Source organism: Lentzea rhizosphaerae, assembly GCF_042649515.1.
GTDB classification, from domain to species: Bacteria; Actinomycetota; Actinomycetes; order Mycobacteriales; family Pseudonocardiaceae; genus Lentzea; species Lentzea aerocolonigenes.
Genome location: NZ_JBHRZI010000014.1, coordinates 132833 through 153698, shown reverse-complemented (window position 1 = coordinate 153698; position 20866 = coordinate 132833). Strand labels below are relative to the sequence as shown.

Here is a 20866-nt window from a genome sequence, read left to right as displayed (position 1 = left end):
CCTGTTTGCGGCGTTCCACGCCGGGTAGCTCGTTGGCCAGGACACGACTACGAGCTGAGGAGTCAGCCGTGACCGAAAACCAGATGGGTGGAGTGCGCACGGCGGCCCGGGACGAGGGCTCCGAGGTCGCGCAGCACGCCAAGCAAGCCGCGAGCCAGGTCGGCAACACCGTCGCGGACCAGGCGGCGCAGGTGCGGCGGGAGACCACGCACCAGGCCCGCAACGTCGTCAGCGACGTGCGCGAACGCGTTGCGGCCGAAGCGGAGGACCAGGCGACGCGGGTGTCGAAGCAGCTCGGCCGCATCGCCGACGAGCTGGGTGAGATGGCGGGTACCGCGTCGCCGGGTTCGATGACGGCGGGTGCGATCCGCAGCGCCGCCGACACGAGCAGGCAGGCCGCCCGGTTCCTCGACGAACGGGGCGCGCAGGGCCTGCTCGACTCGGCGCGGGACTACGCGCGGCGCAAGCCGGGCACGTTCCTGCTGGGCGCCGCCGTGGCCGGGTTCCTGGTCGGCCGCGTGGCGAAGAGCGCGACCGGTGGCCAGAGCCAGGGACAGCGGCAGGGCGGAGTGGTGCCCGTGGCGTCCGAACGCGCCGGCGTGGCACCGGAGTACGGGACGTCGACGACCACGGAGTACGGCGCGTCGGCGACACCTGCGTACGGCACGCCGACGACGGAGTACAGCGAGACCGCGTCACCGGGCTACGGCCAGACCTCGGGTTCCGAGTACGGCCAGACCACACCGGAGTACGGCCAGTCCCGGTCGCAGGGGTACAACCAGCCGCAGACGCCGCCGCAGAGCGCACCGCTGACGCCGAGCGCCACGCCTCCCAACCCCTCGGCGGGGGTGCCGCATGTCGAGCCCTGAGATGCCACCGTCGCGTGTGGACACCGCCACGGGGGAGTCGCTCGGCGATCTCGTCAGCGAGCTCACCGGTGACCTGTCCAAGCTGATGCGGCAGGAGCTCGAGCTCGCCAAGGCGGAGATCCGGCAGGAGGCCACCAAGGCGGGCAAGGCGACCGGCATGCTCGCCGCCGCCGGGTTCGCGGGCTACCTGACCACCGTGCTGCTCAGCCTCGCGCTGGTGTTCGCACTCGGCGCGATCATGCCGCTGGGCTGGGCCGCGTTGATCGTCGCGGCGCTGTGGGGCATCGCGGGCGCGGTCCTCTACACCAGCGGCCGGGCGAAGCTGCGCACCGTCAACCCGAAGCCCGAACGCACCGTCGAAACCCTGAAGGAGGACGCGGAATGGGCGAAACACCCGACCAAATAAGGCGTGAGATCGAAGTGACCCGCGCCGAGCTGCGGGCCGACGCCAACCGGCTCGTGGACCACACGAGTCCGCGCAGGATCGCCCAGCGGCGCGTCCACGGCGTGCGGCGAGGACTCGTCGCGATGAAGGAGCGAGTGATGGGCACCGCCACGCAGGCCACGACAGCCGTGCGGGAACAGGGACAGGACGCCGGGCACGCCGTCGCCGAACGAGCCGAGCAGGCCGTGCAGGCGGTGCAGGACGCGCCGCAGCAGGTGGCCAGGCAGACGCAGGGCAGTCCGCTCGCGGCCGGCTTGATCGCGTTCGGCGGCGGTCTGCTGCTGGCGGCCGTGCTGCCCCGCACCGACGCCGAACAGCAGGCGGTGCAGCAGCTCTCCGACAGCTTCAGCGACGTCGTCGAACCGGCGAAGGAAGCGTTGAGCGAGTCGGCGCAGCACCTCAGGGAGGACGTGAAGTCCTCGGTGAGCGACGCGGCCGGTGAGGTCAAGCAGGTGGCCTCGGACGCCGCGCAGACGACGGTCGAGCACACGAAGGAAGCGGCGCAGGACGTCGGCGGGCACGCCCGCGAGTCCGGCCAGCGGGTCTCGAACGAGGCCACCGGTCCGTGACGTGACCGGGCAGGGCTGCTGACCTTCCTCCACAGAGGACGGTTCACGGGTGGGGTCGAGTCGCGGGGTTTCCGCGGCTCGACCCCACTTCCGCGCTTCCGATCTGACGGTTCGGTGGTGCGCACTGCCGGGTATTCCCCAGTCAGAACTCCAGTCAGGACGAGGAGAGCGCTGTGACCGAACCCGAGCACGATCATGCCTGTTCCCGTTGACGACCTGAAGCTGCTGTTGCAGTCGACGAGGCCCGAGGCGACGCTGGTGCTCGTCGCGGGCAGCTACGTGGTGGCGGGCAGCGCCGAGCTCGCCACGAAGGCCCTGCGCGGCGCGCTGCCGGTGGTGACGAGGGAGGAACTGCTGGAGCGCGTCGGCGGGTGGCCCGTCACCGACAGGGACCTGGACGAGGCCGCCGCGACGCTGAGCTCGGCCGTGGACAACCTGGGAGGCTGACGGGGTGGGCGCCGCACCGGCCGTGGCCGCGTCGAGCAGCTGGCGCGACGACGAGGGAACGCGCCTGCCGTCCGGGGACGTCCACGCCTGGTGGCCGCGCCAGAACCAGACGCTGTGCGGTGTGCCGCTGAGCCGCGCGCGGTTCGACCGCTTCCCGCACGTGTTGTGGGTCGACGCTCTGTGGATCAACGACACCGCGGACGCTCCGGTGATGGCGATGTGCCGTCGCTGCACCGCCGCTGCCCGGCCCCGGAGAACAGCTCGTTTGGACCGGCGCGGGCGTGGGTAGCCGGAACCGGCGTCAAGCAGTCGGCGCTGAACACCCCCGACTGTCCCGAAGGCGGCGATCCCCGTGCGGCACAACTCTCTCGACAAGGCCATCTGCGACGCTCTCGTCCTCATCCGCGTGACCGAGGGCGCTGATCTCGCCCTCCAGGCCGAGCAGGCGCGCAAGTGCCTGACGAAGGCGATGGCGGAAGCCCCGGACGCGCCCCGGCAGGCGCTGGCCCACGTGGCGGCCGCGGACGAGCACCTCGAGTACGGCGAGCTGATGGAGGCGCGCACGCTGCTGACGGCGGCGCGTGGATTTCTGCCAGGACGCAGGGCCGTCGTCGCCGCCCGCGCATGAGCCGGTGGCCGGTCGCGCTGCTGGTGCCCCTGCTCGTCGCCGGCTGCGGAGGGCTCGGCCCCAGCGCCGCCGACCGGCCAGGCACCCTCACGACCACAGGCTTCGGCCTGCCCGACGAACACGCCACCGCGCGCGTCGCGGTGTTCAAGGGCAGACATCCCGAGGTGGACCTGCGGATCAACGAGGGCGCGCTCGACGAGCAGCAGTTCCTCTCAGCGGTCGCGGCCGGTGATCCGCCGGACCTCGTCTACGCGGACCGGCGCAAGCTCGGCGGGTACGCGGCCAGGGGAGCGGTCCAGGACCTCGGACCGTGCCTGCGGCGGCAGAACGTCGACCTCGGCGGGTTCCGCGAGGCCGCGGTCCGCCAGGTGACGTACGAGGGCACGGTGTACGGGGTGCCGGACTTCTTCACCGTGCGCGTGCTCGTCCTGAACAACCCGGTGCTGCGGGAAGCGGGCATCACCTCACTGTCCACAACGGACTGGGACGCGCTCGCCGTGAACGCCGGGAAGCTCGCCCAGACGGACGGCGGCAAGGTCCGGCGGATCGGGTTCGACCCGCGCATGCCGGAGTTCGTCGCGTTGTGGGCCAAGGCGAACGGCGTTGACCTGGTCGACGCGCAGCCGCACCTGGACGACCCGCGCGTGGTCGACGCCGTGCGGTACACCGCCGATCTCGTCGCGGCACAGGGCGGCTGGGCCTCCTTCAAGGCGTTCCGGGACACGTTCGACTCGTTCGGCGCGAACAACGAGCTCGTCACCGGCCAGGTCGCCGCCATGGCGATCGACTCCTGGTACGTCAACACGATCGCGGCCAACTCCCCGGACGCGGACGTCACGATCGTGCCCTTCACCGACCGCGAAGGCGCGCCGCTCACCGAGGCGGGCGGTCAGGCGTGGGCGATCCCGCAGGGTGCCCGGCATCCTGACCTCGCCTGCGAGTTCATCGCCACGATGACCGCGGCGGACACCTGGGTCACGGCGGCGAAGGCACGGCGGGACGCGCTCGCGAAGAAGGGCAAGCCTTACAGCGGAACGTTCACCGCCAACCGCGAGGCCGACGAGAGGATCTTCGCAGAGGTGTACGACCCGCGCGGCATCCGCGTCCTCGAACAGGGCGTGCGGGTCGTGCAGTCCGTGCAGGACAAGGCTTTCGCGCTGCCCCCGAACCCGGCGGCCAGCGACCTCGTGCGGTCGTGGGAGTCGGCGGTCACGAGGGTGCTGCTCGGCAGGCAGCGCGCCGAGGAGTCGATGGCGCAGGCGCAGCGCGAGGCGAACCGGGCGATCACCCGCGTGGGAGGGCGCTGATGACGAGCGCGCGCGAGGCACGGGCCGGCTGGTTGTTCGTGCTGCCGTGGGTCGTCGGTTTCCTGCTGCTCACCGCCGGACCGATGGTCTACAGCCTGTTCCTGTCGTTCACGCACTACGACCTGCTCAAGCCCTCCAGGTTCACCGGCCTGACCAACTACCGCGAGATCCTGCAGGACGGACGCGCCGCGACCGCGTTGTGGAACACGGCCTTCTTCACGCTGCTGCACGTCCCGTTGCAGATCGTGTTCGCACTCGGGCTCGCGTCGCTGCTGCGTCGTGCGGGACGGTCGGCGGGCTTCTTCCGCACCGTGCTGTTCCTGCCGACGATGACCCCGCCGGTGGCACTCGCCGCGTTGTTCCTGTTGCTGCTCAACGGGCAGAACGGCGCGATCAACGCCGTGCTCGGCTGGTTCGGGTTCACCGGGCCGCAGTGGACGACCGACCCCGCCTGGATCAAGCCCGGCCTGGTGCTGATGAGTCTCTGGACGATCGGCAGCACCGCCGTGCTGTACCTGGCCGCGCTCACCAGGGTGCCGGCGGAGCGGTACGAGGCGGCGCGGCTGGACGGGGCGTCGCCCTGGCGCCAGTTCTGGCACGTCACGCTGCCCGGCATCAGCGGCACGGTGTACTTCACGTTGATCGTCAACACCATCGCGTCGCTGCAGGTGTTCACCGAGGCGTACACGATGTTCTTCGGCGCCCGCCCGTCCACGCCGGCGGAGGGCGACGCGGCGCTGTTCTACGTGATCTACCTGTTCCAGGAGGCGTTCGGCTCGCTGCGGATGGGGTACGCGTCGGCGCTGGCGTGGGTGCTGTTCGTGGTGATCGCCGCGATCACGGCGCTGCAGGTGCGGCTGTCGCGCGACTACGTGCACTACGAGGACAGGTCATGACCCGTCGCGCACCCGTTCTGCTCGCACTGGTCGCGGTCGGTGTGCTGTTCGCGTACCCGTTCTGGTGGCTGATGAGCGCGTCGCTGAAGGACCGCTCGCACGTCTTCGACAACGCCCTGCTGCCGTCACCGGTCAACCCCGCCAACTACACCGAGGTGTGGCGTGCCGTGCCGTTGCTCGCGTGGGTGGGCAACAGCGTGGCCGTCGGTCTCGCCGCCGCGGCCGCCGCCACGGTGTCGAGCGCGGTGGTGGCGTTCGGCTTCGCCCGCTTCCGGTTCCGCGGCCGCAACGCGTTGTTCGGGCTGGTGCTCGCCACGATGATGCTGCCGGCCGCGGTGACGATGGTGCCGGTGTACCTGGAGTGGCACGCGGTGGGGCTCGCGACGACGCAGATCCCGTTGTGGGCGGGCAACCTCTTCGGCTCGGCGTTCTACGTCTTCCTGCTGCGCCAGTTCTTCCTCGGGCTGCCCGCGGAGGTGTTCGACGCGGCACGGGTCGACGGGGCCGGGCCGTGGCGGCAGTTCACGTCGATCGCGCTGCCACTGGCCAGGCCGGGGCTGATCGTGGTGTTCGTGTTCGAGCTCAAGGCCGCGTGGACGGACCTGATCAGGCCGTTGATCTACCTGCGCGAACCGGAGCTGTACACGTTGCCGCGCGGGCTCAAGGCGGTGCTCGACCGGTTCGGGCAGGGCGGCGAGGCCCAGTGGGAGCTGGTGATGGCCGCGAGCGTCGTCGCCACCGTGCCGATGATCCTCCTGTTCCTCGTGGCCCAGCGCTACTTCGTGCGCGGCGTGGTCACACAACGGGTCGAGGAGTGAAGCCGTCGTCGTCGTCGGGCTCGGACTCGTCGGGCCCGCGGTGGGGGCCACCGGGGTTCTCGTCGGCGAACGTGGGCCGGGTGTGCTCGTCGCCGATGTCGGCGTCCTGCAGTTCGCTCTCGGCGGTCACGGCGTCGGGCTCGGGCCTCGTCATCGCCATTCCTCCTGCCAGTCGTGGTGGGTGTCGTAGGCGCCGGCGAGCAGCCGCAGCAACGCCTCGTCGCGGGTCTGCTCGACCTCGGTCCGCAGCAGCGCGAACTTCTCCGGGAACGGCACGGGCACCCGTTCCTCCGCCGCCTGGATCGGTCCCGGCAGCAGGAGCAGCCCGCTGCCGTCGTCCGAACGGATGATGCGCAGCCTGCCGCGCCCCTCGGCCTCGTCGAGCAGCGGCAGCTTCTCCTCGGCCAGGCGTTGCTCGTCCGCGTCGAGCTGGTCGAGCACGAAGCGACGCAGTTCGTCGGTGTTCATGACAGAGGGGTATCCGCTGTGGCGCCGGGTACGCCTCTGGCATCCACCGCTGCTGGGAGAGGAGCACCTCATGCGCAGCCGTGTTCGTGCCGCGGGGCACGCCGTCCACCCGATCCTGATCGTGTTCCCCCTGGGCCTGCTGACCACCGCGGTGGGCTTCGACGTCCTGTACCTGATCACCTCACGCACGAGCTTCGCCTTCACCGCCGCGCACCTCGTCTTCGCGGGCGTGCTGATGGGCGTCGTCACCGCCGCCACCGGCTGGCTGGACTGGTTCCTCGTGACGCCGCAGGGCTCGCGGGCGCGCCGGATCGGATTGCTGCACGGGCTGGTGAACGCCGTCGTGCTCGTGCTGTTCGCGGTGAGCTGGACGCTGCGGCTGGCCGTGCAGGACTGGATTCCCTCGTGGCCCGCGCTGGTCGCGGCGTGGCTGGGCGTGCTCGCGGCCGGTCTGGGCGGGTGGCTGGGTGGTGAGCTGGTTGAACGGCTCGGCATCAGCGTGGACGAGGACGCCAACCCGGACGCGCCCAGCTCGCTGAGGGGTGTGGCGGCGTCGGGGCGGTAGACGCGACGAGACCGCCGGCGCGGGCTTCAGCAGCCGCGCCGACGGTGATCACCGGAGTGGTCTTCTCAGTCCGGCGGCTCGCTCGCGTCCTCTGGTGGCTCCTCCGGCACCTGCGGTTCCTCGGTCTCGAGGTCGTCCAGGCTGGGCGTGCCGGGGGAGTGCGGTGCTTCCGGGTTGCGCGGATCGGTCATGCCGCACGGATACCCGCGCGACACGACCTCATGCCCCGGTCAGGTCAGCGCCGGACCGGACGCGCTCGTGCCCGAGAGCTCCTTGATGTACTCGTGGCACTGCTTGGCGCGCGCCGAGTCCTCGTCCATCACCCTTCGGAAGAAGTCGGCGATGTCCTGGCGGCCCGCGTTGTCGGCGTCGCGGACGTACTGGCCGTAGTCGTGGCCGGCCTTGAGCGCGTGGTACTGCACGGAGATCAGGTCGTAGGTGACGTCGTCGAAGCCGGTCTCACCGGTTGCCATGGTTACCTCCCGTGGTTGTCGGCACGGTGGACATACCCGTGCGAACCGCGTTGAACCCGGTTCGGTTGTTCTTGCCCGCCACGGGTACTCGGGGTGCTCGTGCTGCTGGAGAGGTCGAAAACGATGAACACAGCAGGAAAAGCGCTTCTCGCTGCCGGAGTTGCGACAGCCGTCGCGGTGACCAGGCGCAGAAAGCGTGTTCCGGGCGGCGAGGAATCCGACCGCCCGCTGGCCGTGACGGTCTACCGCTCGCCGGAGGAGGTGCAGTCGTCGCTCCCCGAGGACCTGGTCCGGTGGCGGGACCAGGTCGAGATCCGCGTACGACCGGCGGCAGGGGACAAGGGCACGGAACTGAGCGCGCAGCCCACCGGGGACGTGTCGCGGCACGAGCTCAGGCTCGCGCTGCGCCGGGCGAAGGCGGTCCTGGAGGCCGGTGAGGTGGTCAAGCCCGACACGGCGCCGACGCATCCCGGTCCGATGGGCAAGGTGCTGCAACTGGTGACGAACCGGGCAGGGGGCGGTGGTCGGCTGTGAAGGCGTTGTGCTGGGAGGGGATCAACGACGTCCGGGTGCAGGACGTGCCCGACCCGAAGCTCCTGGGCGACCAGGACATGATCCTGAAGGTCCGGCTGAGCACGGTGTGCGGGTCGGACCTGCACCTGCTCACCGGGCACATCCCGTTCATGCAGGCGGGTGACGTGATCGGCCACGAGTTCATGGGTGAGGTGGTCGAGGTCGGGTCCGGTGTCACCAGGCACCGGCCGGGCGACCGGGTCGTGGTGTGCTCGTTCATCGTCTGCGGCCGGTGCTGGTACTGCCGCAACGAGCTGTACTCGTTGTGCGACAACACGAACACCAACCCGGCGATCACTCAGCACCTCTGGGGTGCCGACCCCGGCGGCATCTTCGGGTACTCGCACGCGATGGGTGGCTTCCGCGGCAGCCACGCGGAGTACGTGCGTGTGCCGTTCGCGGACCACACGGCGATCCCGATTCCCGAGGCGGTGGAGGACATGAGCGCGCTCTTCGCCTCGGACTCGGTGCCGACCGGGTGGATGGGTGCCGATCTGGGCGGCGTGAAGCCCGGTGACGTGGTGGCCGTGTGGGGCTGCGGCGCGGTGGGGCAGATGGCCGCGCGGGCGGCCCAGCTGCTCGGTGCCGAGCGCGTGCTCGTGATCGACCGCTTCGACTACCGGCTGCGGCAGGCGGAACTGGCCTTCGGCGTGGAGACGATCAACTACGCCGACACCTCGGTGGGCGAGGCTCTGCTGGAGGCCACCGGAGGCCGCGGTCCCGACGTGTGCATCGAGGCGGTCGGCTGCGAAGCGCACTCCACCGGGCCGCAGTACGCCTACGACCAGGTGAAGAGCAAGCTGAAGCTGGAGATGGACCGCCCGATCGCCGTGCGAGAGGCGATCTACAACTGCCGCAAGGGTGGTTCGGTGTTCGTGCTCGGTGTCTTCACCGGGCTCGTGGACAAGTTCCCGTTGGGTGCCTTGATGAACAAGGGCCTCACCGTGCGCGGTGCACAGCAGCACGGACAGCGCTACATCCCGATGTTGCTCGACCGCATCGCGTCAGGTGAGCTCGTCACCAACCACCTGGCGACGCACGTCATGCCGCTCAGCGAGGGTGCGCGCGGCTACGAGATCTTCAAGAAGAAGGAAGACGACTGCGTGCGTTCGGTGTTCAAGCTCTGACGGGTTGCCGGCCGGTGCCCGCCGTCTTCGGACACCGGCCGTCAACGACTACGCGGGCACGGTCCACCTCTGGTTGGCTCCGCCCGTGCACGACCAAATCTGCAGCCTTGCGCCGTCAGCCGTGTTGTTGCCGATCACGTCGAGGCACTTGTTGCTGCCGACGTTGACCAACGTCCCGTTCGACGCCGTCCAGCGCTGGTTCCCGCCGCCGAAGCAGTCCCACAGCTGGACCGGTGTGCCGTCCGCCGTCCCGTTGCCCGTGACGTCGAGGCACTTGCCGAGCCCGCGGACCGTGCCGTCGGACGCGAGAGTCCACGTCTGGTTCGGCCCGGCGTAACAGGTCCACAGCTGCGGCTGGGTGCCGTTCGCGGTCGAGCCGTTCGTGACGTCCAGGCACTTGCCGCCCAACCCGGTGATGGCACCCGTGCGGCCGGGATCGAGCGTGCCCGGCCAGGTGAACGTCGCCATGGCACCGGCCGGCAGGGTGTAGCCGAACGTCTGACCGGCGTAGGAGACGCGGAAGCTCTGCTGGCCGCCCGAGTTGAGGGCGACGAGCACGATCCGCCCGTCCGGGTTGCGGAACGCCACGTTCTGGATGCCGCCCTCGCCGTACCCGGTCGAGTCGATGCGGACCGCGCCGGGCTGCACGAACTTCGACAGGTGGCCGAGCACGTAGTACTCGGCGTTGTAGGTGACGTCGTTGCCGTTCGTGCGAACGACACCGGTGCAGTTGGTGCAACTGCCGATGACCGGGCCGTTGTTGTTGTCCAGCGCCATGTTCCAGATGGCCACGGTCCGCGCGTGGTTGCGGGTCGCACCGATCGCGAGGTTGATGCCCTGCCAGCGCAACGTGTCGCGGAACGTCGACGCGTCGTCGGCGGACCTCGTGCCGGAGCACTCGGTGAAGAAGATGTCCTTGCCCGGCTGGTTGTTCTTCACGACCGACTGCCCGCTCGGGTTGCCGCCGTAGCAGTGCCACGCCGAACCGATGACGTTGTTGCCCGCGCCGTTGTTCACGGTCTGCGGGTAGGTCGTGTCGTCCCAGTTGTGGTCGTAGCCGAGGATGCGCGCCTGCTGGCCGGCCGCGCGCAGTTTCGGCACGAGGTTGTTGATGACGTTGACCTGTTGCTGCGCCGACATCCTCATGCCGGGGTAGCCGGGAGGTTCGAAGTTGGGCTCGTTCTGGACGCTCATGTAGTCGATCGGCGCGCCCGCGGCCTGGTAGGCCTGCGTGAACTTGACCAGGTAGTCGGCGTAGACACCGATCTGGCTGTCGTTGAGCGACCCGCGGATGAGGTTGTTGTTGTTCTTCATCCACGCCGGGGCGCTCCACGGCGTCGCCATGATCGACAGCTGCGGGTTGAGCTGCTTCGCCTGCCGGACCAGCGGCAGGATGTAGGCGTTGTCGTGGGCGATCGAGAACCGCGAGAGCGTCGGATCCGCCGCGCCGTCGTCGTAGGTGTAGAAGCTGCGCGAGAAGTCGGTCGAGCCGATCGGCTGGCGCAGGAAGCTCAGGCCGATGCCGGTGCTCCGGTTGAACAGGTTGTTCATGATCTCGTCACGGCGCGGCGAGTTGAAGACGTTCCACGCCGCCGCGTCGGTGAACGAGGCGCCGAAGCCGACCACGGACTGATAGGTGGAGTTCGGGTTGACGGTGATCGTCGGACCGCTGCCGCCCGAGCCGAAGGTGACATCTCCCTGCTGTCGCAGGAGATTCGACCGGTCGGCCGTGGTGAGCCACACGCTCGCGTTGGTCGCCGCGGTCGCGGACGGGGTGGCCAGGCCCGCCATCACGACGGCCGACACGAGAGCCGTGCTGCGCCAACGGTTTGTCGTCATTGACATAAGCGCTCCTTGCAGGGTTTGGGCGCCCGTTTGCTGGTTTTCAGTTGTAGAGACGGAGATCGGCGATGCTCCACCAGTTGCTCGCGGCACCGGTGGACGTGATGCGGACGTACCGCGCGCTCGTGCGGCGCACGTCGATGTTCGTGAGCTGGCCGACGCCCTCACCGGTGGCGAGTGAGCGCCACGCCGAGCCGTCGTCGCTGACGCTCAGCTCCCAGTTGCGGGCGTAGTCGCCGAGGTTTCCGCCGCTGTCGAGCGCGACCCGCCGGAACGCCTTGCGCCGCCCCAGATCCACCTGCACGAACTGGCCGGGTGCCTGGGCTGCACCGCTCGACCACCGGGTCGAGGCGTCGTCGTCGACGAGTGCCGGGTCCGTGGCGGTGGCGCCGGTCAGGTCGACCTGGCCGAGCCTGCCGCGGTGCTGGGTGGTCCAGGTGAACGTGGCGAGTGCGCCGCCGGGCAGGGTGTACTCGAACGTCCGGTCGCCGAGGTTGATCGCGAACGAACGCGGGTCGTCGTTCTCGTTGTGCACCACCAGAGCCGTGGAACCGTCCGGGTTGCGGAACGCGGCGTCCATGATCTGGCCGTTCCACCCGGTGGTGCCGAAGGACGTGCTGGCGATCCGGCGCGCTCCTGGCTTCACGAACTTCGCCAGGTGCCCGATGGTGTAGTACTCGGCGTCGGTCGTCACCGACCCGTCCGGCTGCACGGTGACCAGGCCGGTGCACGTGCCGCAGCCGCCGTTGTGCGGGCCGCCGGTGCTGTCCAGCGCGATGTTCCAGTTCACCGCGCTGCGCGCCCAGTTGCGGGTGGTGCCGAGGACGACGTTGCGGGCGTGCCACCTCAACGTGTCGCTGAAGACCTTCGCGGGTGGGTCGGTGACGCCTTTGGAACCTGAGCACTCGGTGAACCAGATCCCCTTGTCGGGGAACGCGTTGTGCAGCTTTGTCTGCGCGCTGGGGTCGCCGTGGTAGCAGTGGTAGGCGGTGCCGGCGAGCCACTTGGCGGCCTTGCCGCGCAGCACCTGGTACGGGTAGTCGGCCTCTGCTGTGCCGTCGTTGGGGTGGGTCGCCCAGTTGTGGTCGTAGCCCAGGATCTTGGTGCGCGGGCTGACCGCGCGCAGCTTCGGGCCGAGCGCCTCGATCACCTTCAGCTGTGCCGCGACGGGCATGTCCGTGCCGGGGTAGGCGTCCGGCTTGCGGTTCTGCGGCTCGTTCTGCACGGAGAGGAAGTCGATCGGCACACCCGCTGCGGTGTACGCCTGCACGAACTTCACGAGGTAGCGCGCGTAGGCGTCGTACACGGCGGGGTCGTCCTTGAGTTGACCGCCCACCAAAGAGTCGTTGGTCTTCATCCACGCGGGCGGGCTCCACGGCGTGGCCATGACCTTCAGCCGCGGGTTGAGTCGCTTGGCCTCGCGCAGCAACGGAAGGATCTTCTCCTCGTCGTGCCGGATGCTGAAGTGCTTGAGCGAGAAGTCGGTTCGGCCGGTGGGGACGTCGTCGTAGGTGTAGTGCTGCGCGGCCGCGGTGAAGTCGGAGGAACCGACGGGCTGGCGCAGGAAGCTCACGCCGATGCCCTGGTTCGGGTCGAACAGCTTGCGCATGGTCTCGGCTCGGGTGGACAGGCCTGCGAGGAGTGCGGCGGACGAGTCCGTGATGGACGCGCCGAACCCGTCGATCTCCTGGTAGCGGCGGTCCGGGTCGACCACGATCGTCGGGTGCGTCGAGGCTGAGTTGCCGAACGTGACGCTCGGGCGTTCGTGCATCAGCTCGGCCCGGTCCGGCGTGGTGACCCACACCCGCACCTGTGGCGCGCTGGACGCATCCGCGGCGGGCACGGCGGTGAGGCCGAGGACCAGGGCCACGATCGCTGCTCGTCTCATGTAACACCCGTTCATCACTGTGAAACGCTGGCTTTCAGGATGAAACACCCGGTCGTGTCGAGGGTCAATGGTCTGCGCGAGTTCCGGTACATTGACCTGGTGGAACGCAAGATCGAACACGTGAAACAGCGCGCGAGTCTGCGTGACATCGCGGCCGAGACCGGCGTGTCGATCGCGACCGTCTCGCGAGTGCTGAACGACCACGTCAACGTGGCGCCGCGAACCCGTGACCTGGTGCTTCAGGCCGTCGAACGCCGCAGGCAGGAGACACCCGCGCGCACCCGCACGGTCTACGTCCGCTGCCCGTACGTGCTCACCGACTACTTCGGCCTGATCGTCTCCTCGATCGCGGAAACGCTGAAGCTCCACGGCCTGCGCCTGCTCCTGGACGCGGGGGAGTCGGGCCAGCACAGCGACGCTTTGAAGGCGTTGCCCGGCCAGGACGACGTCGACGCCGCGATCCTGATCCTGCCGCCGGAGGAAGGCGACGAACTGGTCGCGTTGTCCCAGGCGGGCTTCCCGTTCGTAGTGGTGGACCCGCGCACTCCGCCGCCACCGGACATCGCCGCGGTCTCGGCCGCGCACTCCTCAGGGGCGCGCGCCATCGCGGACCACCTGATCGGCCTCGGCCACCGCGACATCGCGGTGATCGCGGGCCCGGAGGAGTGGCTCGCGGGCGACGCGCGCCTGGCAGGCCACCGCGCCGCCCTGGCCAAGGCGGGCGTGCTGCTCACCCCGGACCGCCTGCGCCACGTCGAACCCACGACCGCCCACGGCAGGCGCGCGGCCGCAGAGTTGCTCGACCTGAATCCGCGCCCGACCGCGATCGTGTGCTTCAACGACAAGGTCGCCGTCGGCACGCTGCAGGCCGCGCGGGAACGCTGCCTGCGCGTGCCGGAAGACCTGTCCGTGGCCGGTTTCGACGACATCGACCTGGCCGAGGCGACCGATCCGCGGCTCACGACCGTGCGGCAACCGTTGCAGGAGATGGGAAGCATCGCCGTCACGCAGCTCATGCGGGTGCTGGACGGCCATCGGCCCGAGGCGTTGCACATCGAGCTCGCCACAACGTTGGTCGTCCGGGATTCCACTGCTGCGGTTTAGTGCACGACGGCCCACAGCCGGAGCCGGGAAGCGACGAGCAGGGGAATCTGCCCACCTGGTCGCCGGGCGGCGCAGCCCGACCGCCTGCACCGGTGGCGGCCCTCGAAGTCGCCGTCCGGCAGGGGAATCCGGATCGTGAGCTCGTAGTAGACGTCGTCGCCGTCGTCGGACTCGGTCTTCTCGATGATTTCGCCGAGCACCTCGGTCCCGGCTGCCCGCAACGCCACGGTCTTCTCCGCGGAGTCACCCGCGGTGACCCAGATCGCCAGCACGATGAACACGAGCACGAGCAAGGCCAGTTCTTCCAGCACGATTCCCCACCACGGCTGGTCCGAGAAGGCGAGCACGGCCATGCCGCCGACGATCGCGGCGAGCACGAGCCCGGCGAGCACGCGCTGAGCCAGTGCGGAACGCGGGCTCGTCAGGGTGACTTCGGCGGGATTCGTGGCCACCGGCCGATCCTAGATCGCTGATGACCACGAGTCGGCCGAATCAGGGCACCACGAGCACCGGCCAGTGCCCCGACCGGATCAGCCGCGTCGCCACCGACCCCGGTCGGCCGACTCGCGCAGCACCGTGTACGGGTCCCCGAACGTCTTCACAAAAGTCACCGGCACGTCCAGCTCCTCCGCGAACGACCGGACCTGCGCGGACAGCTCGGCGTGCAGCCGGGCCGCCGCCTCGTGCTCGAACACCGACGCCACCGCCGGGCTCAGCGCGGCCAGTGCCGAGTGGTGCGCCACGAACGTGACGACCAGGCGTGCTCCCTGGCGTCGCGCGAGGCCGAACGCCGCCGCGGCCGCGCGCATCACCGTGTCGGTGCCGTCGACGCCGACCAGGACGGTCCGCGACCTCGGCGGGGCGACGGGGCCGAAGGAGTCCACTGTGGACTCGAAAGCGTTCATGTCGGCCCCCTCGGTCATCGCGCGACGGCGGAGTCTGCTTCCTTCTTCTCGAGATCGATCGTCGTGCGCAACGTGATCGGCTTGAGGAGCAGTGCCGCGATGACGCCGACGACGCCCACGGCCGCCGAGATCAGGAAGATGTGCGCGGTGGCGTCGCCGTAGACGGCGTGCACGATCGTCTGCACCTGGGGTGGCAGGGCCGCGAGGTTCAACGCGCTCGTGTCGCCGGTCGACTGGCCCGCCGGCACGTGCAGCGCGGCGGACAGGTCGGACGTGACGCGGTTGGCGAGCACCGCGCCGAGCACGGACACGCCGATCGTGCCGCCCAGCGACCGGAAGAACGTGACCGACGCGCTGGCGGCGCCGAGCTCGCTCAGGGGCACGCTGTTCTGCACGGCCAGCACGAGGTTCTGCATGGTCATGCCCACGCCGATGCCGACCACGGCCATCGCGACGCCGACGAGCCACAGGGCCGTGGCGTGGTCGACGAAGCCCAGGCCGAGGAAGCCGACCACCAGCGTGATGGTGCCCGTCACGATGTACGGCTTGATGCGGCCTGAACGGCTGATCATGCGGCCGGAGATCGTGGACGACACCAGCACTCCCGCCATCAACGGGATGGTCAGCAGGCCCGCCTCGGTCGGGGTGTAGCCGCGGCCGATCTGGAAGTACTGGCCGAGGAACACCGCGCCACCGAACATGGCCATGCCGACCGCGAGTGACGCGATGATCGCCAGAGCGGGCGTGCGCTGGACGACGATGTGCAGCGGCACAACGGGTTCGTCGACCTTGAGCTCGACGGCGACGGCGGCGCCCAGCAGCACCAGGCCGCTGGCGACCATGGCCGCGGTCTGCCACGACAGCCAGTCGAACGAGTTGCCGACGAACGACACCCAGATGAGCAGCACGCTGACGCCGGCCACGATCAGCGCCGCCCCGACGTAGTCGATCCGCACGTTCGGGCGGCGCACGGTCTCCAGCTTCAGGGTCGCCTGCAGCACGACGAACGCGATGGCGGCGATCGGCACGGCGACCCAGAAGCACCAGCGCCAGCCGAGCCACGACACGTCGACGATCAGGCCGCCGAGCAGCGGGCCGCCGACCGTGGCCACGGCCATGACCGCACCGAGATAACCGTTGTAGCGGCCGCGTTCGCGTGGCGGGATGATCGCCGCGATCACGACCTGCACGAGTGCCTGGAGGCCGCCGACGCCGAGGCCCTGGAACGCGCGGGCGGCGATCAGCTGGCCCGTGTCCTGCGCGAAACCGCTGAGCAGCGAGCCGATCACGAAGATCACGATGGCGGCCTGCACCAGCGTCTTCTTGTTGAACAGGTCGGCGAGCTTGCCCCAGATCGGGGTGGTGGCCGTCGCTGTGAGCAGGGTGGCGGTGACCACCCACGTGTACTGCGTCTGGGTGCCGTTCAGCGAGCCGATGATCCGCGGCAGCGCGGTCGACACCACCGTCGAGCTGACCATGGCCACGAACAGCGCGAGCAACAGCCCGGACAGCGACTCCAGCACCTGCCGGTGCCCCATCTCGTTCTTCACAGACCAGATTCTTGCACGTCGTGCAAATTTGCTCAATGAGCAACGAGCTAGGCTGAACGCGTGGAGACCACGCTCCGGGAGCACAAGAAGGCGGTGACCAGGCGTTCGCTGGCCGGGGCGGCGCTGCGACTCGCGATGGAGCGCGGCCTCGACGGCGTGACGGTCGAGGACATCGCGGACGAGGCGGGCGTCTCGCGCCGCACGTTCTCCAACTACTTCACCTGCAAGGAAGACGCCGTGCTGGACGCCGACCGCGAGCGGTTCCAGGCGTTGGTCGCCCTGGTCGAGTCGAGGCCGTCCGGCGAGGAGCCGTGGCAGGCCCTGCGCGCCGCCACGGCCGAGCTGTACCGCACCTGGCCCGTCCCGGACGTCGAGTGGATGGCCCAGCTGCGGCTGCTGCGCCGGCACCCCTCACTGCTCGCACGCCAGGCAGGGGACCAGGTCGCGCTCGAACGCGACCTGGCCGCCGTGCTGGTGACCCGCGGGCCGGACGAGGAACCGGCGCGGCTGATGGCAGCGACGTTCCTCGCTGCCGTCAGAACCGGGATCGCGCTCTGGCTGGAGAGCGCGGGGGAGCAGCAGCTGCCCGGCCTGATCGATCGCCTGCTCGGCCGCGTGCGGGTTCAGAGCTCGTAGACCTGCCCGGTCTGCCGTCCCTCGATCGACCGGACGTACGCCTGCGCCACGTCGGCCAGCGGCACGGGCTTCATGCCGGGGAAGAAGGCGCCGTAGTCGTCGAGCGCCTCGGTGAACACGGTCGGGCTGACGGCGTTGATCCGCAGCGGCGTGATCTCGATGGCGGCCGCGCGCACGAACGCCTCCACGGCACCGTTGGCCAGCGCGGCGGCGGCGCCGGTGACGACCGGTTCCCGCGCGAGCACGCCCGTGATCAGCGTGAACGAGCCCGTGACGAACGAGAGACCTTCCTTGACCAGTGCGACCTGCGACAGGACCTTGCCCGTCACCGCGGCCTGGTAGTCCTCGACGGTCAGCTCCGCCAGCGGCCGCCACGGCACGCTTCCCGCGGCCGACGCGACGGCGTCCACCTGGCCGACGGTCTGGTACAGGTCGGCCACCTGCGCCGGGTCGGTCACGTCGTACTGCAGGTCGCCTCCGGTGCGGGAGACGGTCACGACGTCGTGCTTGCGTTCGACGAGTTCCTGGTGCACGGCGGTGCCCAGCTTGCCGGTCGCTCCAACGAGCAGAATCCTCATGCCTTCGACGGTAGGCACCCGATCGGCACCTGTGAAATGCCGTTCGTGCAGCACTTATGATCGGCAGTCATGAATGTCGAGCTGCGTCACCTGCGGGCCCTCGCCGCGATCGGCGACCACCGGTCGATCACCGCGGCCGCACAGGCCCTGCACGTCACGCAGCCCGCGCTGTCACGGACGCTGGAGCAGTTCGAACGGCGCTTGGGCGTCCGGCTCGTCGACCGCACGACCCGGCACGTCGCGCTGACCGACACCGGGCAACGGCTGTGGGAGCACAGCCACCGCATCCTCACCTCCCTCGACTCGGCCCTGGCCGAGGCCGTCCAGCCGCAGCCGCTGCGGCTGACGTTCGCCTGGGCCGCGCTCGGCCGGTTCACCATCCCGTTCCTGCGGGAGTGGCGCGCCGAGCACCCGGACGTCCTGGTGCGCATCCGCCGCTCCGACGACCCCGAGGCGGCCCTGCGGCGCGGCGACGCGGACGTGGCGGTCCTGCGCACCAGCCCGGCGCAGACCGGCGTCGAGCACGTGGCGTTGATCGAGGAACCACGCGTGGCGGCGGTCGCGGACGACCACCCGCTGGCGACCCGCGACGCTCTCACTCTGGGCGACCTGGTGGGCGAATGCGTCGCGGTGTGCGAGACGGCGGCCACGACCAGCGCCGACCTGTGGCCGTCCGGATCCCGGCCGCGCACGGTGGACGTGCCGGGCGTGGTCGAGTGGCTCACCTCGATCGCGACCGGGACGACGGTCGGCGTCACGGCGGCCGGTTCAAGTCACCACAACCCGCACCCCGGCGTCACCTACCTGCCGCTGACCGACGCCGAACCGGTCACCGTGCACCTGGCCTGGCCGTCAGGGGCGGCGCATCCGTCGACTCAGGCGTTCGTGGCGCTGGCTCAGCGGCACCTGGCCGCCACAACCGCAACTGCAGCATCGCCGCGAACCGCGCGTTCGGATCGCTGAGATCGATCTCCCCGACCTCCGCCAACCGCCGCAGCCGGTAGCGGAACGTGTTGGGGTGCACGAAAACGGCCGCCGACGCCGCCGCCACGTCACCGAAGGCGTCGAGCCACGCGCTGAGCGTCTCGACCAGGCATGCGCTGTGCTTGCGGTCGTACGCGATCAGCCGAGCGACGGGTCCGGTGAGCGTGTCGCCGCGTTCGGCGATGAGGTCCGACAGTTCCAGCAGCAGGCCCTCGCTGTGCACGTCGGACACCCGCGCCACCGGGCACGAGGCACGACCGGCGCGCAACACCCGCAGCACCAGGTCGGCTCCGGCACGGGAGCGCGACAGCGTGAGGCCGTCGGCGACCTGGCCGACGCCGACGAGGACCTGGTTGCCGATGCGGTTGCGGAAGTCCGTCGCGATCCGCAGCGCCCGGTCCTCGGACTCCACCGGCAGGATCGCGTAGGCCACGTCGCTGATCAACGCGGCCGCCGCGCGCGGGTGCACGGCCGTCAGGTGCATGGCGAACGCGTCGGCGATCTGCTGACGTTCGGCCAGCAACCGGGCGTGCTCGGCGGGATCCTCGCCGTGCGAGTGGGCCGGCGCCAACGCCAGCACCACGCACGCCTGATCGGCCAGGCCGAGCCGCCGCACCGCCTCCGCCGCGCCCGGCCCGCCCTCGACCGCGGTGGACACGAGGTCGGCGCGCAGCCGGCGTTCGACGTCCGCGCCCGCCCGTTGGCGCATCATGTGCAACGCCACCAGCTTGGCCGCGTCGCAGAACGCCTGCGACCGGTCCTCGGGCAACGGCCCGCGCACCGCCGCCCAGATCGAGCCGAGGAACTCGTCACCCGCCCTGACCGCCACGGCGACCCGCGGCAGGCACCAGCCCCCGCCGTCCGCGGGCAGCTCCTCGATGTAGACGGGTTCGTCGTTGCGGTAGAGCTGCTGGAACACCCCGCGCGCCTCCAGCATCTGCGAGTACCGCGCGGGCACCTGCCTGCCGAGGATCGTCTCCACGCGCGACGAGTCGGCCTCGTGCTGGCGCCCCGAGAACGCGAGGACGCGCGAGCTGCGGTCCTCGATCGTCACCGGCGCGCCGATCAACGAGGCCACGGCGTTGGCCAGCGCGAACAGGTCCCCGGCCGGCACCCCGCCGAGGGTCTCCGACGGGTCGACCTCGCCCTCGGCCAGCAGCGACCTGAGCATCGCGGCCAGCTGGGTCCACGACGCGCCCGGCGCCAGACCCAGCAACGCCACGCCGGAACGGTCCACGGCCTCGGCGATCTCAGCCGTCACCACGACCGGGCCGCGCACGACGAGAGCGGCGGCCCCGGACGCGCCCAGCAGGTCCAGAATCTCCGCCGGGTTCCGCACGCCGACACCGAGGACCAGCGCGGACGGCGGCAGCACCTGGTCGTCGTCCGGGTCGTGGATGACGACCCCGCCGATGTCCGCGGACCGGCTCGGATCACCACGCACCAGGTCGATGAGCGTGGTGCCGAGGTCGTCCAGCACGCGGGCGAGACCAGTTCGCGGACTCATGCCACCACCCTGCCAACCGTCTGCAGAGGAATCCATTAAGTGTTCAACGATCGGAGCCTACTGACGCACCAGCGTGTTCAGGCTGGTCAGGTGTCCTTCAGCGGCTTCAGGTGCCCAAGCGTTCGTGCAAATTGGGAGCAGTGTGGGAGCACGAGTGATGAACACGTTCGCGATGCCCAGATGGTCACCAGGCTTCGTCCGGTCCGTTCATGGTCCAGGACCACCCGCCGTCCACTTCCCAGCGGCGCCGGAGTTGTTCGAGCATTCGACTGATCATGGCTTCGGTCACGTGCGAGTACCGCTCATCCGTGGAACTGCGCTTGTGCCCCAGCCGCTCCAGCCTCAGCACGCGTGGCACCTCGTCCTCGATGAGCCAGGTCTCTTGCGTGTGCCGCAGGTCGTGGAAGACCATGCCCGGCTTGAGCGGACCCCAGCCGAGCGCCTGGTTGCCCGCGAGGGCAACCAGGCGCGAGGCCGGAAGTTGCACCGGCGACGCCAAACACCCCGCCTCGTGGTGAACACGAACTGCGAGTCGGGGTTGCGTTGGCGATGAGCGAGCAACTCGTTCACGAGAAACGGCGGCAGATGGACATTGCGGGCACTAGCGCCTGTATCGAAGTAGAGCGCCTCAGTCCTACCGGACATATTTTTCGGCGCGAAAAGCACGTTCGGGCCGATAGATGGCCC

At 70.0% G+C, this 20866-nt stretch carries 26 protein-coding genes and 1 pseudogene; 15 read left to right on the top strand and 12 right to left on the bottom strand.

What is annotated here, in order from left to right:
- Positions 1-68 precede the first annotated feature (68 nt).
- From ACFOWZ_RS16745 to ACFOWZ_RS16705, 9 genes are all read left to right on the top strand, one after another.
- Complete coding sequence (locus ACFOWZ_RS16745) at positions 69-869, top strand: hypothetical protein (protein WP_382373404.1); 801 nt, start codon at positions 69-71, stop codon at positions 867-869.
- Positions 856-1275, top strand: coding sequence for a phage holin family protein (locus tag ACFOWZ_RS16740; RefSeq protein ID WP_382373402.1), 420 nt, complete (start codon positions 856-858; stop codon positions 1273-1275). Before ACFOWZ_RS16745 ends, ACFOWZ_RS16740 begins: the two co-directional genes overlap by 14 nt.
- Before the next feature lie 14 nt (positions 1276-1289).
- Positions 1290-1883: a hypothetical protein gene (locus ACFOWZ_RS16735; protein WP_382373400.1), complete on the top strand. Its 594-nt coding sequence runs from the start codon at positions 1290-1292 to the stop codon at positions 1881-1883.
- A 195-nt stretch (positions 1884-2078) separates the two neighbouring features.
- Entirely contained in the window at positions 2079-2330 is a 252-nt protein-coding gene (locus tag ACFOWZ_RS16730; protein WP_382373398.1) for a hypothetical protein, read from the top strand.
- A 4-nt stretch (positions 2331-2334) separates the two neighbouring features.
- Positions 2335-2619: a hypothetical protein gene (locus ACFOWZ_RS16725; protein WP_382373396.1), complete on the top strand. Its 285-nt coding sequence runs from the start codon at positions 2335-2337 to the stop codon at positions 2617-2619.
- Positions 2620-2682: 63 nt separating this feature from the next.
- Positions 2683-2958, top strand: a complete 276-nt coding sequence (locus ACFOWZ_RS16720) for a hypothetical protein (protein ID WP_382373394.1) — start codon at positions 2683-2685, stop codon at positions 2956-2958.
- Entirely contained in the window at positions 2955-4265 is a 1311-nt protein-coding gene (locus ACFOWZ_RS16715) for an ABC transporter substrate-binding protein (RefSeq protein ID WP_382373392.1), read from the top strand. The genes ACFOWZ_RS16720 and ACFOWZ_RS16715 overlap by 4 nt, the downstream gene beginning before the upstream one ends.
- The gene (locus tag ACFOWZ_RS16710) at positions 4265-5161 is read left to right on the top strand and encodes a carbohydrate ABC transporter permease (protein ID WP_382373390.1); all 897 of its coding nucleotides are present in this window, start codon (positions 4265-4267) and stop codon (positions 5159-5161) included. The genes ACFOWZ_RS16715 and ACFOWZ_RS16710 overlap by 1 nt, the downstream gene beginning before the upstream one ends.
- Positions 5158-5979, top strand: coding sequence for a carbohydrate ABC transporter permease (locus ACFOWZ_RS16705; protein WP_382373388.1), 822 nt, complete (start codon positions 5158-5160; stop codon positions 5977-5979). The genes ACFOWZ_RS16710 and ACFOWZ_RS16705 overlap by 4 nt, the downstream gene beginning before the upstream one ends.
- Here ACFOWZ_RS16705 and ACFOWZ_RS16700 read toward each other — a convergent pair.
- Positions 5957-6133, bottom strand: coding sequence for a hypothetical protein (locus ACFOWZ_RS16700; protein ID WP_382373386.1), 177 nt, complete (start codon positions 6131-6133; stop codon positions 5957-5959). The two genes, ACFOWZ_RS16705 and ACFOWZ_RS16700, sit on opposite strands and share 23 nt — an antisense overlap.
- Positions 6130-6447, bottom strand: a complete 318-nt coding sequence (locus tag ACFOWZ_RS16695) for a hypothetical protein (protein ID WP_382373384.1) — start codon at positions 6445-6447, stop codon at positions 6130-6132. Before ACFOWZ_RS16695 ends, ACFOWZ_RS16700 begins: the two co-directional genes overlap by 4 nt.
- Positions 6448-6517: 70 nt before the next feature.
- Here ACFOWZ_RS16695 and ACFOWZ_RS16690 point away from each other — a divergent pair, with 70 nt between their 5' ends.
- Positions 6518-7012, top strand: a complete 495-nt coding sequence (locus ACFOWZ_RS16690) for a DUF2231 domain-containing protein (RefSeq protein ID WP_382373382.1) — start codon at positions 6518-6520, stop codon at positions 7010-7012.
- 65 nt (positions 7013-7077) lie between these two features.
- On the opposite strand, the gene ACFOWZ_RS16685 is transcribed toward ACFOWZ_RS16690, so the two are convergent.
- Together ACFOWZ_RS16685 and ACFOWZ_RS16680 are read right to left on the bottom strand one after the other, a co-directional pair.
- Complete coding sequence (locus ACFOWZ_RS16685; protein ID WP_269083654.1) at positions 7078-7203, bottom strand: hypothetical protein; 126 nt, start codon at positions 7201-7203, stop codon at positions 7078-7080.
- Positions 7204-7242: 39 nt separating this feature from the next.
- On the bottom strand, positions 7243-7485 hold the full coding sequence (locus tag ACFOWZ_RS16680) for an acyl carrier protein (RefSeq protein ID WP_382373380.1): 243 nt from the start codon (positions 7483-7485) through the stop codon (positions 7243-7245).
- A gap of 177 nt (positions 7486-7662) precedes the next feature.
- Between ACFOWZ_RS16680 and ACFOWZ_RS16675 the strand changes: the two genes are divergently transcribed.
- Both ACFOWZ_RS16675 and ACFOWZ_RS16670 read left to right on the top strand, forming a co-directional pair.
- Positions 7663-8019 (top strand): hypothetical protein, encoded by a 357-nt coding sequence (locus ACFOWZ_RS16675; RefSeq protein ID WP_382373378.1) that lies wholly within the window; start codon positions 7663-7665, stop codon positions 8017-8019.
- Entirely contained in the window at positions 8016-9185 is a 1170-nt protein-coding gene (locus tag ACFOWZ_RS16670) for a zinc-dependent alcohol dehydrogenase (RefSeq protein ID WP_382373376.1), read from the top strand. Before ACFOWZ_RS16675 ends, ACFOWZ_RS16670 begins: the two co-directional genes overlap by 4 nt.
- 48 nt (positions 9186-9233) lie before the next feature.
- Here ACFOWZ_RS16670 and ACFOWZ_RS16665 read toward each other — a convergent pair whose 3' ends face one another.
- Entirely contained in the window at positions 9234-11024 is a 1791-nt protein-coding gene (locus ACFOWZ_RS16665; RefSeq protein WP_382373374.1) for a ricin-type beta-trefoil lectin domain protein, read from the bottom strand.
- A 46-nt stretch (positions 11025-11070) separates the two neighbouring features.
- The gene (locus ACFOWZ_RS16660; protein WP_382373372.1) at positions 11071-12915 is read right to left on the bottom strand and encodes a discoidin domain-containing protein; all 1845 of its coding nucleotides are present in this window, start codon (positions 12913-12915) and stop codon (positions 11071-11073) included.
- Between the two features lie 99 nt (positions 12916-13014).
- Here ACFOWZ_RS16660 and ACFOWZ_RS16655 point away from each other — a divergent pair, with 99 nt between their 5' ends.
- Positions 13015-14019 carry a LacI family DNA-binding transcriptional regulator gene (locus tag ACFOWZ_RS16655; protein ID WP_382373370.1) on the top strand — a complete coding sequence of 335 codons (1005 nt, stop codon included), beginning with the start codon at positions 13015-13017 and terminating at the stop codon, positions 14017-14019.
- Here the strand turns inward: ACFOWZ_RS16655 and ACFOWZ_RS16650 are convergent.
- The 3 genes from ACFOWZ_RS16650 to ACFOWZ_RS16640 form a co-directional block, all read right to left on the bottom strand.
- Complete coding sequence (locus tag ACFOWZ_RS16650) at positions 14016-14471, bottom strand: hypothetical protein (RefSeq protein WP_382373368.1); 456 nt, start codon at positions 14469-14471, stop codon at positions 14016-14018. The two genes, ACFOWZ_RS16655 and ACFOWZ_RS16650, sit on opposite strands and share 4 nt — an antisense overlap.
- 78 nt (positions 14472-14549) lie before the next feature.
- Positions 14550-14924, bottom strand: a complete 375-nt coding sequence (locus ACFOWZ_RS16645; protein WP_382373366.1) for a universal stress protein — start codon at positions 14922-14924, stop codon at positions 14550-14552.
- A 14-nt stretch (positions 14925-14938) separates the two neighbouring features.
- Positions 14939-16462 (bottom strand): MDR family MFS transporter, encoded by a 1524-nt coding sequence (locus ACFOWZ_RS16640; protein WP_382373473.1) that lies wholly within the window; start codon positions 16460-16462, stop codon positions 14939-14941.
- Between the two features lie 72 nt (positions 16463-16534).
- Here ACFOWZ_RS16640 and ACFOWZ_RS16635 point away from each other — a divergent pair, with 72 nt between their 5' ends.
- Complete coding sequence (locus ACFOWZ_RS16635) at positions 16535-17110, top strand: TetR/AcrR family transcriptional regulator (RefSeq protein WP_382373364.1); 576 nt, start codon at positions 16535-16537, stop codon at positions 17108-17110.
- Here ACFOWZ_RS16635 and ACFOWZ_RS16630 read toward each other — a convergent pair.
- Positions 17098-17688, bottom strand: coding sequence for a short chain dehydrogenase (locus ACFOWZ_RS16630; RefSeq protein WP_382373362.1), 591 nt, complete (start codon positions 17686-17688; stop codon positions 17098-17100). The two genes, ACFOWZ_RS16635 and ACFOWZ_RS16630, sit on opposite strands and share 13 nt — an antisense overlap.
- A gap of 69 nt (positions 17689-17757) precedes the next feature.
- On the opposite strand from ACFOWZ_RS16630, the pseudogene ACFOWZ_RS16625 reads away from it, so the two are divergent.
- A pseudogene (locus ACFOWZ_RS16625) lies at positions 17758-18537 on the top strand (LysR family transcriptional regulator); the annotation flags it as partial.
- On the opposite strand, the gene ACFOWZ_RS16620 reads toward ACFOWZ_RS16625, so the two are convergent.
- Together ACFOWZ_RS16620 and ACFOWZ_RS16615 are read right to left on the bottom strand one after the other, a co-directional pair.
- On the bottom strand, positions 18518-20179 hold the full coding sequence (locus ACFOWZ_RS16620; RefSeq protein WP_382373360.1) for a PucR family transcriptional regulator: 1662 nt from the start codon (positions 20177-20179) through the stop codon (positions 18518-18520). The pseudogene ACFOWZ_RS16625 and the gene ACFOWZ_RS16620 sit on opposite strands and share 20 nt — an antisense overlap.
- 184 nt (positions 20180-20363) lie before the next feature.
- Complete coding sequence (locus ACFOWZ_RS16615; RefSeq protein ID WP_382373358.1) at positions 20364-20666, bottom strand: tyrosine-type recombinase/integrase; 303 nt, start codon at positions 20664-20666, stop codon at positions 20364-20366.
- Between the last annotated feature and the right edge of the window lie 200 nt (positions 20667-20866).

What these genes read in the sequence shown, in the direction of transcription:
- ACFOWZ_RS16630 (WP_382373362.1), bottom strand. Translation starts at nt 17,688, where the DNA reads ATGAGGATTCTGCTCGTTGGAGCGACCGGCAAGCTGGGCACCGCCGTG.
- ACFOWZ_RS16695 (WP_382373384.1), bottom strand. Translation starts at nt 6,447, where the DNA reads ATGAACACCGACGAACTGCGTCGCTTCGTGCTCGACCAGCTCGACGCG.
- ACFOWZ_RS16690 (WP_382373382.1), top strand. Translation starts at nt 6,518, where the DNA reads ATGCGCAGCCGTGTTCGTGCCGCGGGGCACGCCGTCCACCCGATCCTG.
- ACFOWZ_RS16645 (WP_382373366.1), bottom strand. Translation starts at nt 14,924, where the DNA reads ATGAACGCTTTCGAGTCCACAGTGGACTCCTTCGGCCCCGTCGCCCCG.
- ACFOWZ_RS16680 (WP_382373380.1), bottom strand. Translation starts at nt 7,485, where the DNA reads ATGGCAACCGGTGAGACCGGCTTCGACGACGTCACCTACGACCTGATC.
- ACFOWZ_RS16705 (WP_382373388.1), top strand. Translation starts at nt 5,158, where the DNA reads ATGACCCGTCGCGCACCCGTTCTGCTCGCACTGGTCGCGGTCGGTGTG.
- ACFOWZ_RS16715 (WP_382373392.1), top strand. Translation starts at nt 2,955, where the DNA reads ATGAGCCGGTGGCCGGTCGCGCTGCTGGTGCCCCTGCTCGTCGCCGGC.
- ACFOWZ_RS16640 (WP_382373473.1), bottom strand. Translation starts at nt 16,462, where the DNA reads ATGGGGCACCGGCAGGTGCTGGAGTCGCTGTCCGGGCTGTTGCTCGCG.
- ACFOWZ_RS16660 (WP_382373372.1), bottom strand. Translation starts at nt 12,915, where the DNA reads ATGAGACGAGCAGCGATCGTGGCCCTGGTCCTCGGCCTCACCGCCGTG.
- ACFOWZ_RS16620 (WP_382373360.1), bottom strand. Translation starts at nt 20,179, where the DNA reads ATGAGTCCGCGAACTGGTCTCGCCCGCGTGCTGGACGACCTCGGCACC.
- ACFOWZ_RS16730 (WP_382373398.1), top strand. Translation starts at nt 2,079, where the DNA reads ATGCCTGTTCCCGTTGACGACCTGAAGCTGCTGTTGCAGTCGACGAGG.
- ACFOWZ_RS16685 (WP_269083654.1), bottom strand. Translation starts at nt 7,203, where the DNA reads ATGACCGATCCGCGCAACCCGGAAGCACCGCACTCCCCCGGCACGCCC.
- ACFOWZ_RS16665 (WP_382373374.1), bottom strand. Translation starts at nt 11,024, where the DNA reads ATGACGACAAACCGTTGGCGCAGCACGGCTCTCGTGTCGGCCGTCGTG.
- ACFOWZ_RS16710 (WP_382373390.1), top strand. Translation starts at nt 4,265, where the DNA reads ATGACGAGCGCGCGCGAGGCACGGGCCGGCTGGTTGTTCGTGCTGCCG.
- ACFOWZ_RS16740 (WP_382373402.1), top strand. Translation starts at nt 856, where the DNA reads ATGTCGAGCCCTGAGATGCCACCGTCGCGTGTGGACACCGCCACGGGG.
- ACFOWZ_RS16700 (WP_382373386.1), bottom strand. Translation starts at nt 6,133, where the DNA reads ATGACGAGGCCCGAGCCCGACGCCGTGACCGCCGAGAGCGAACTGCAG.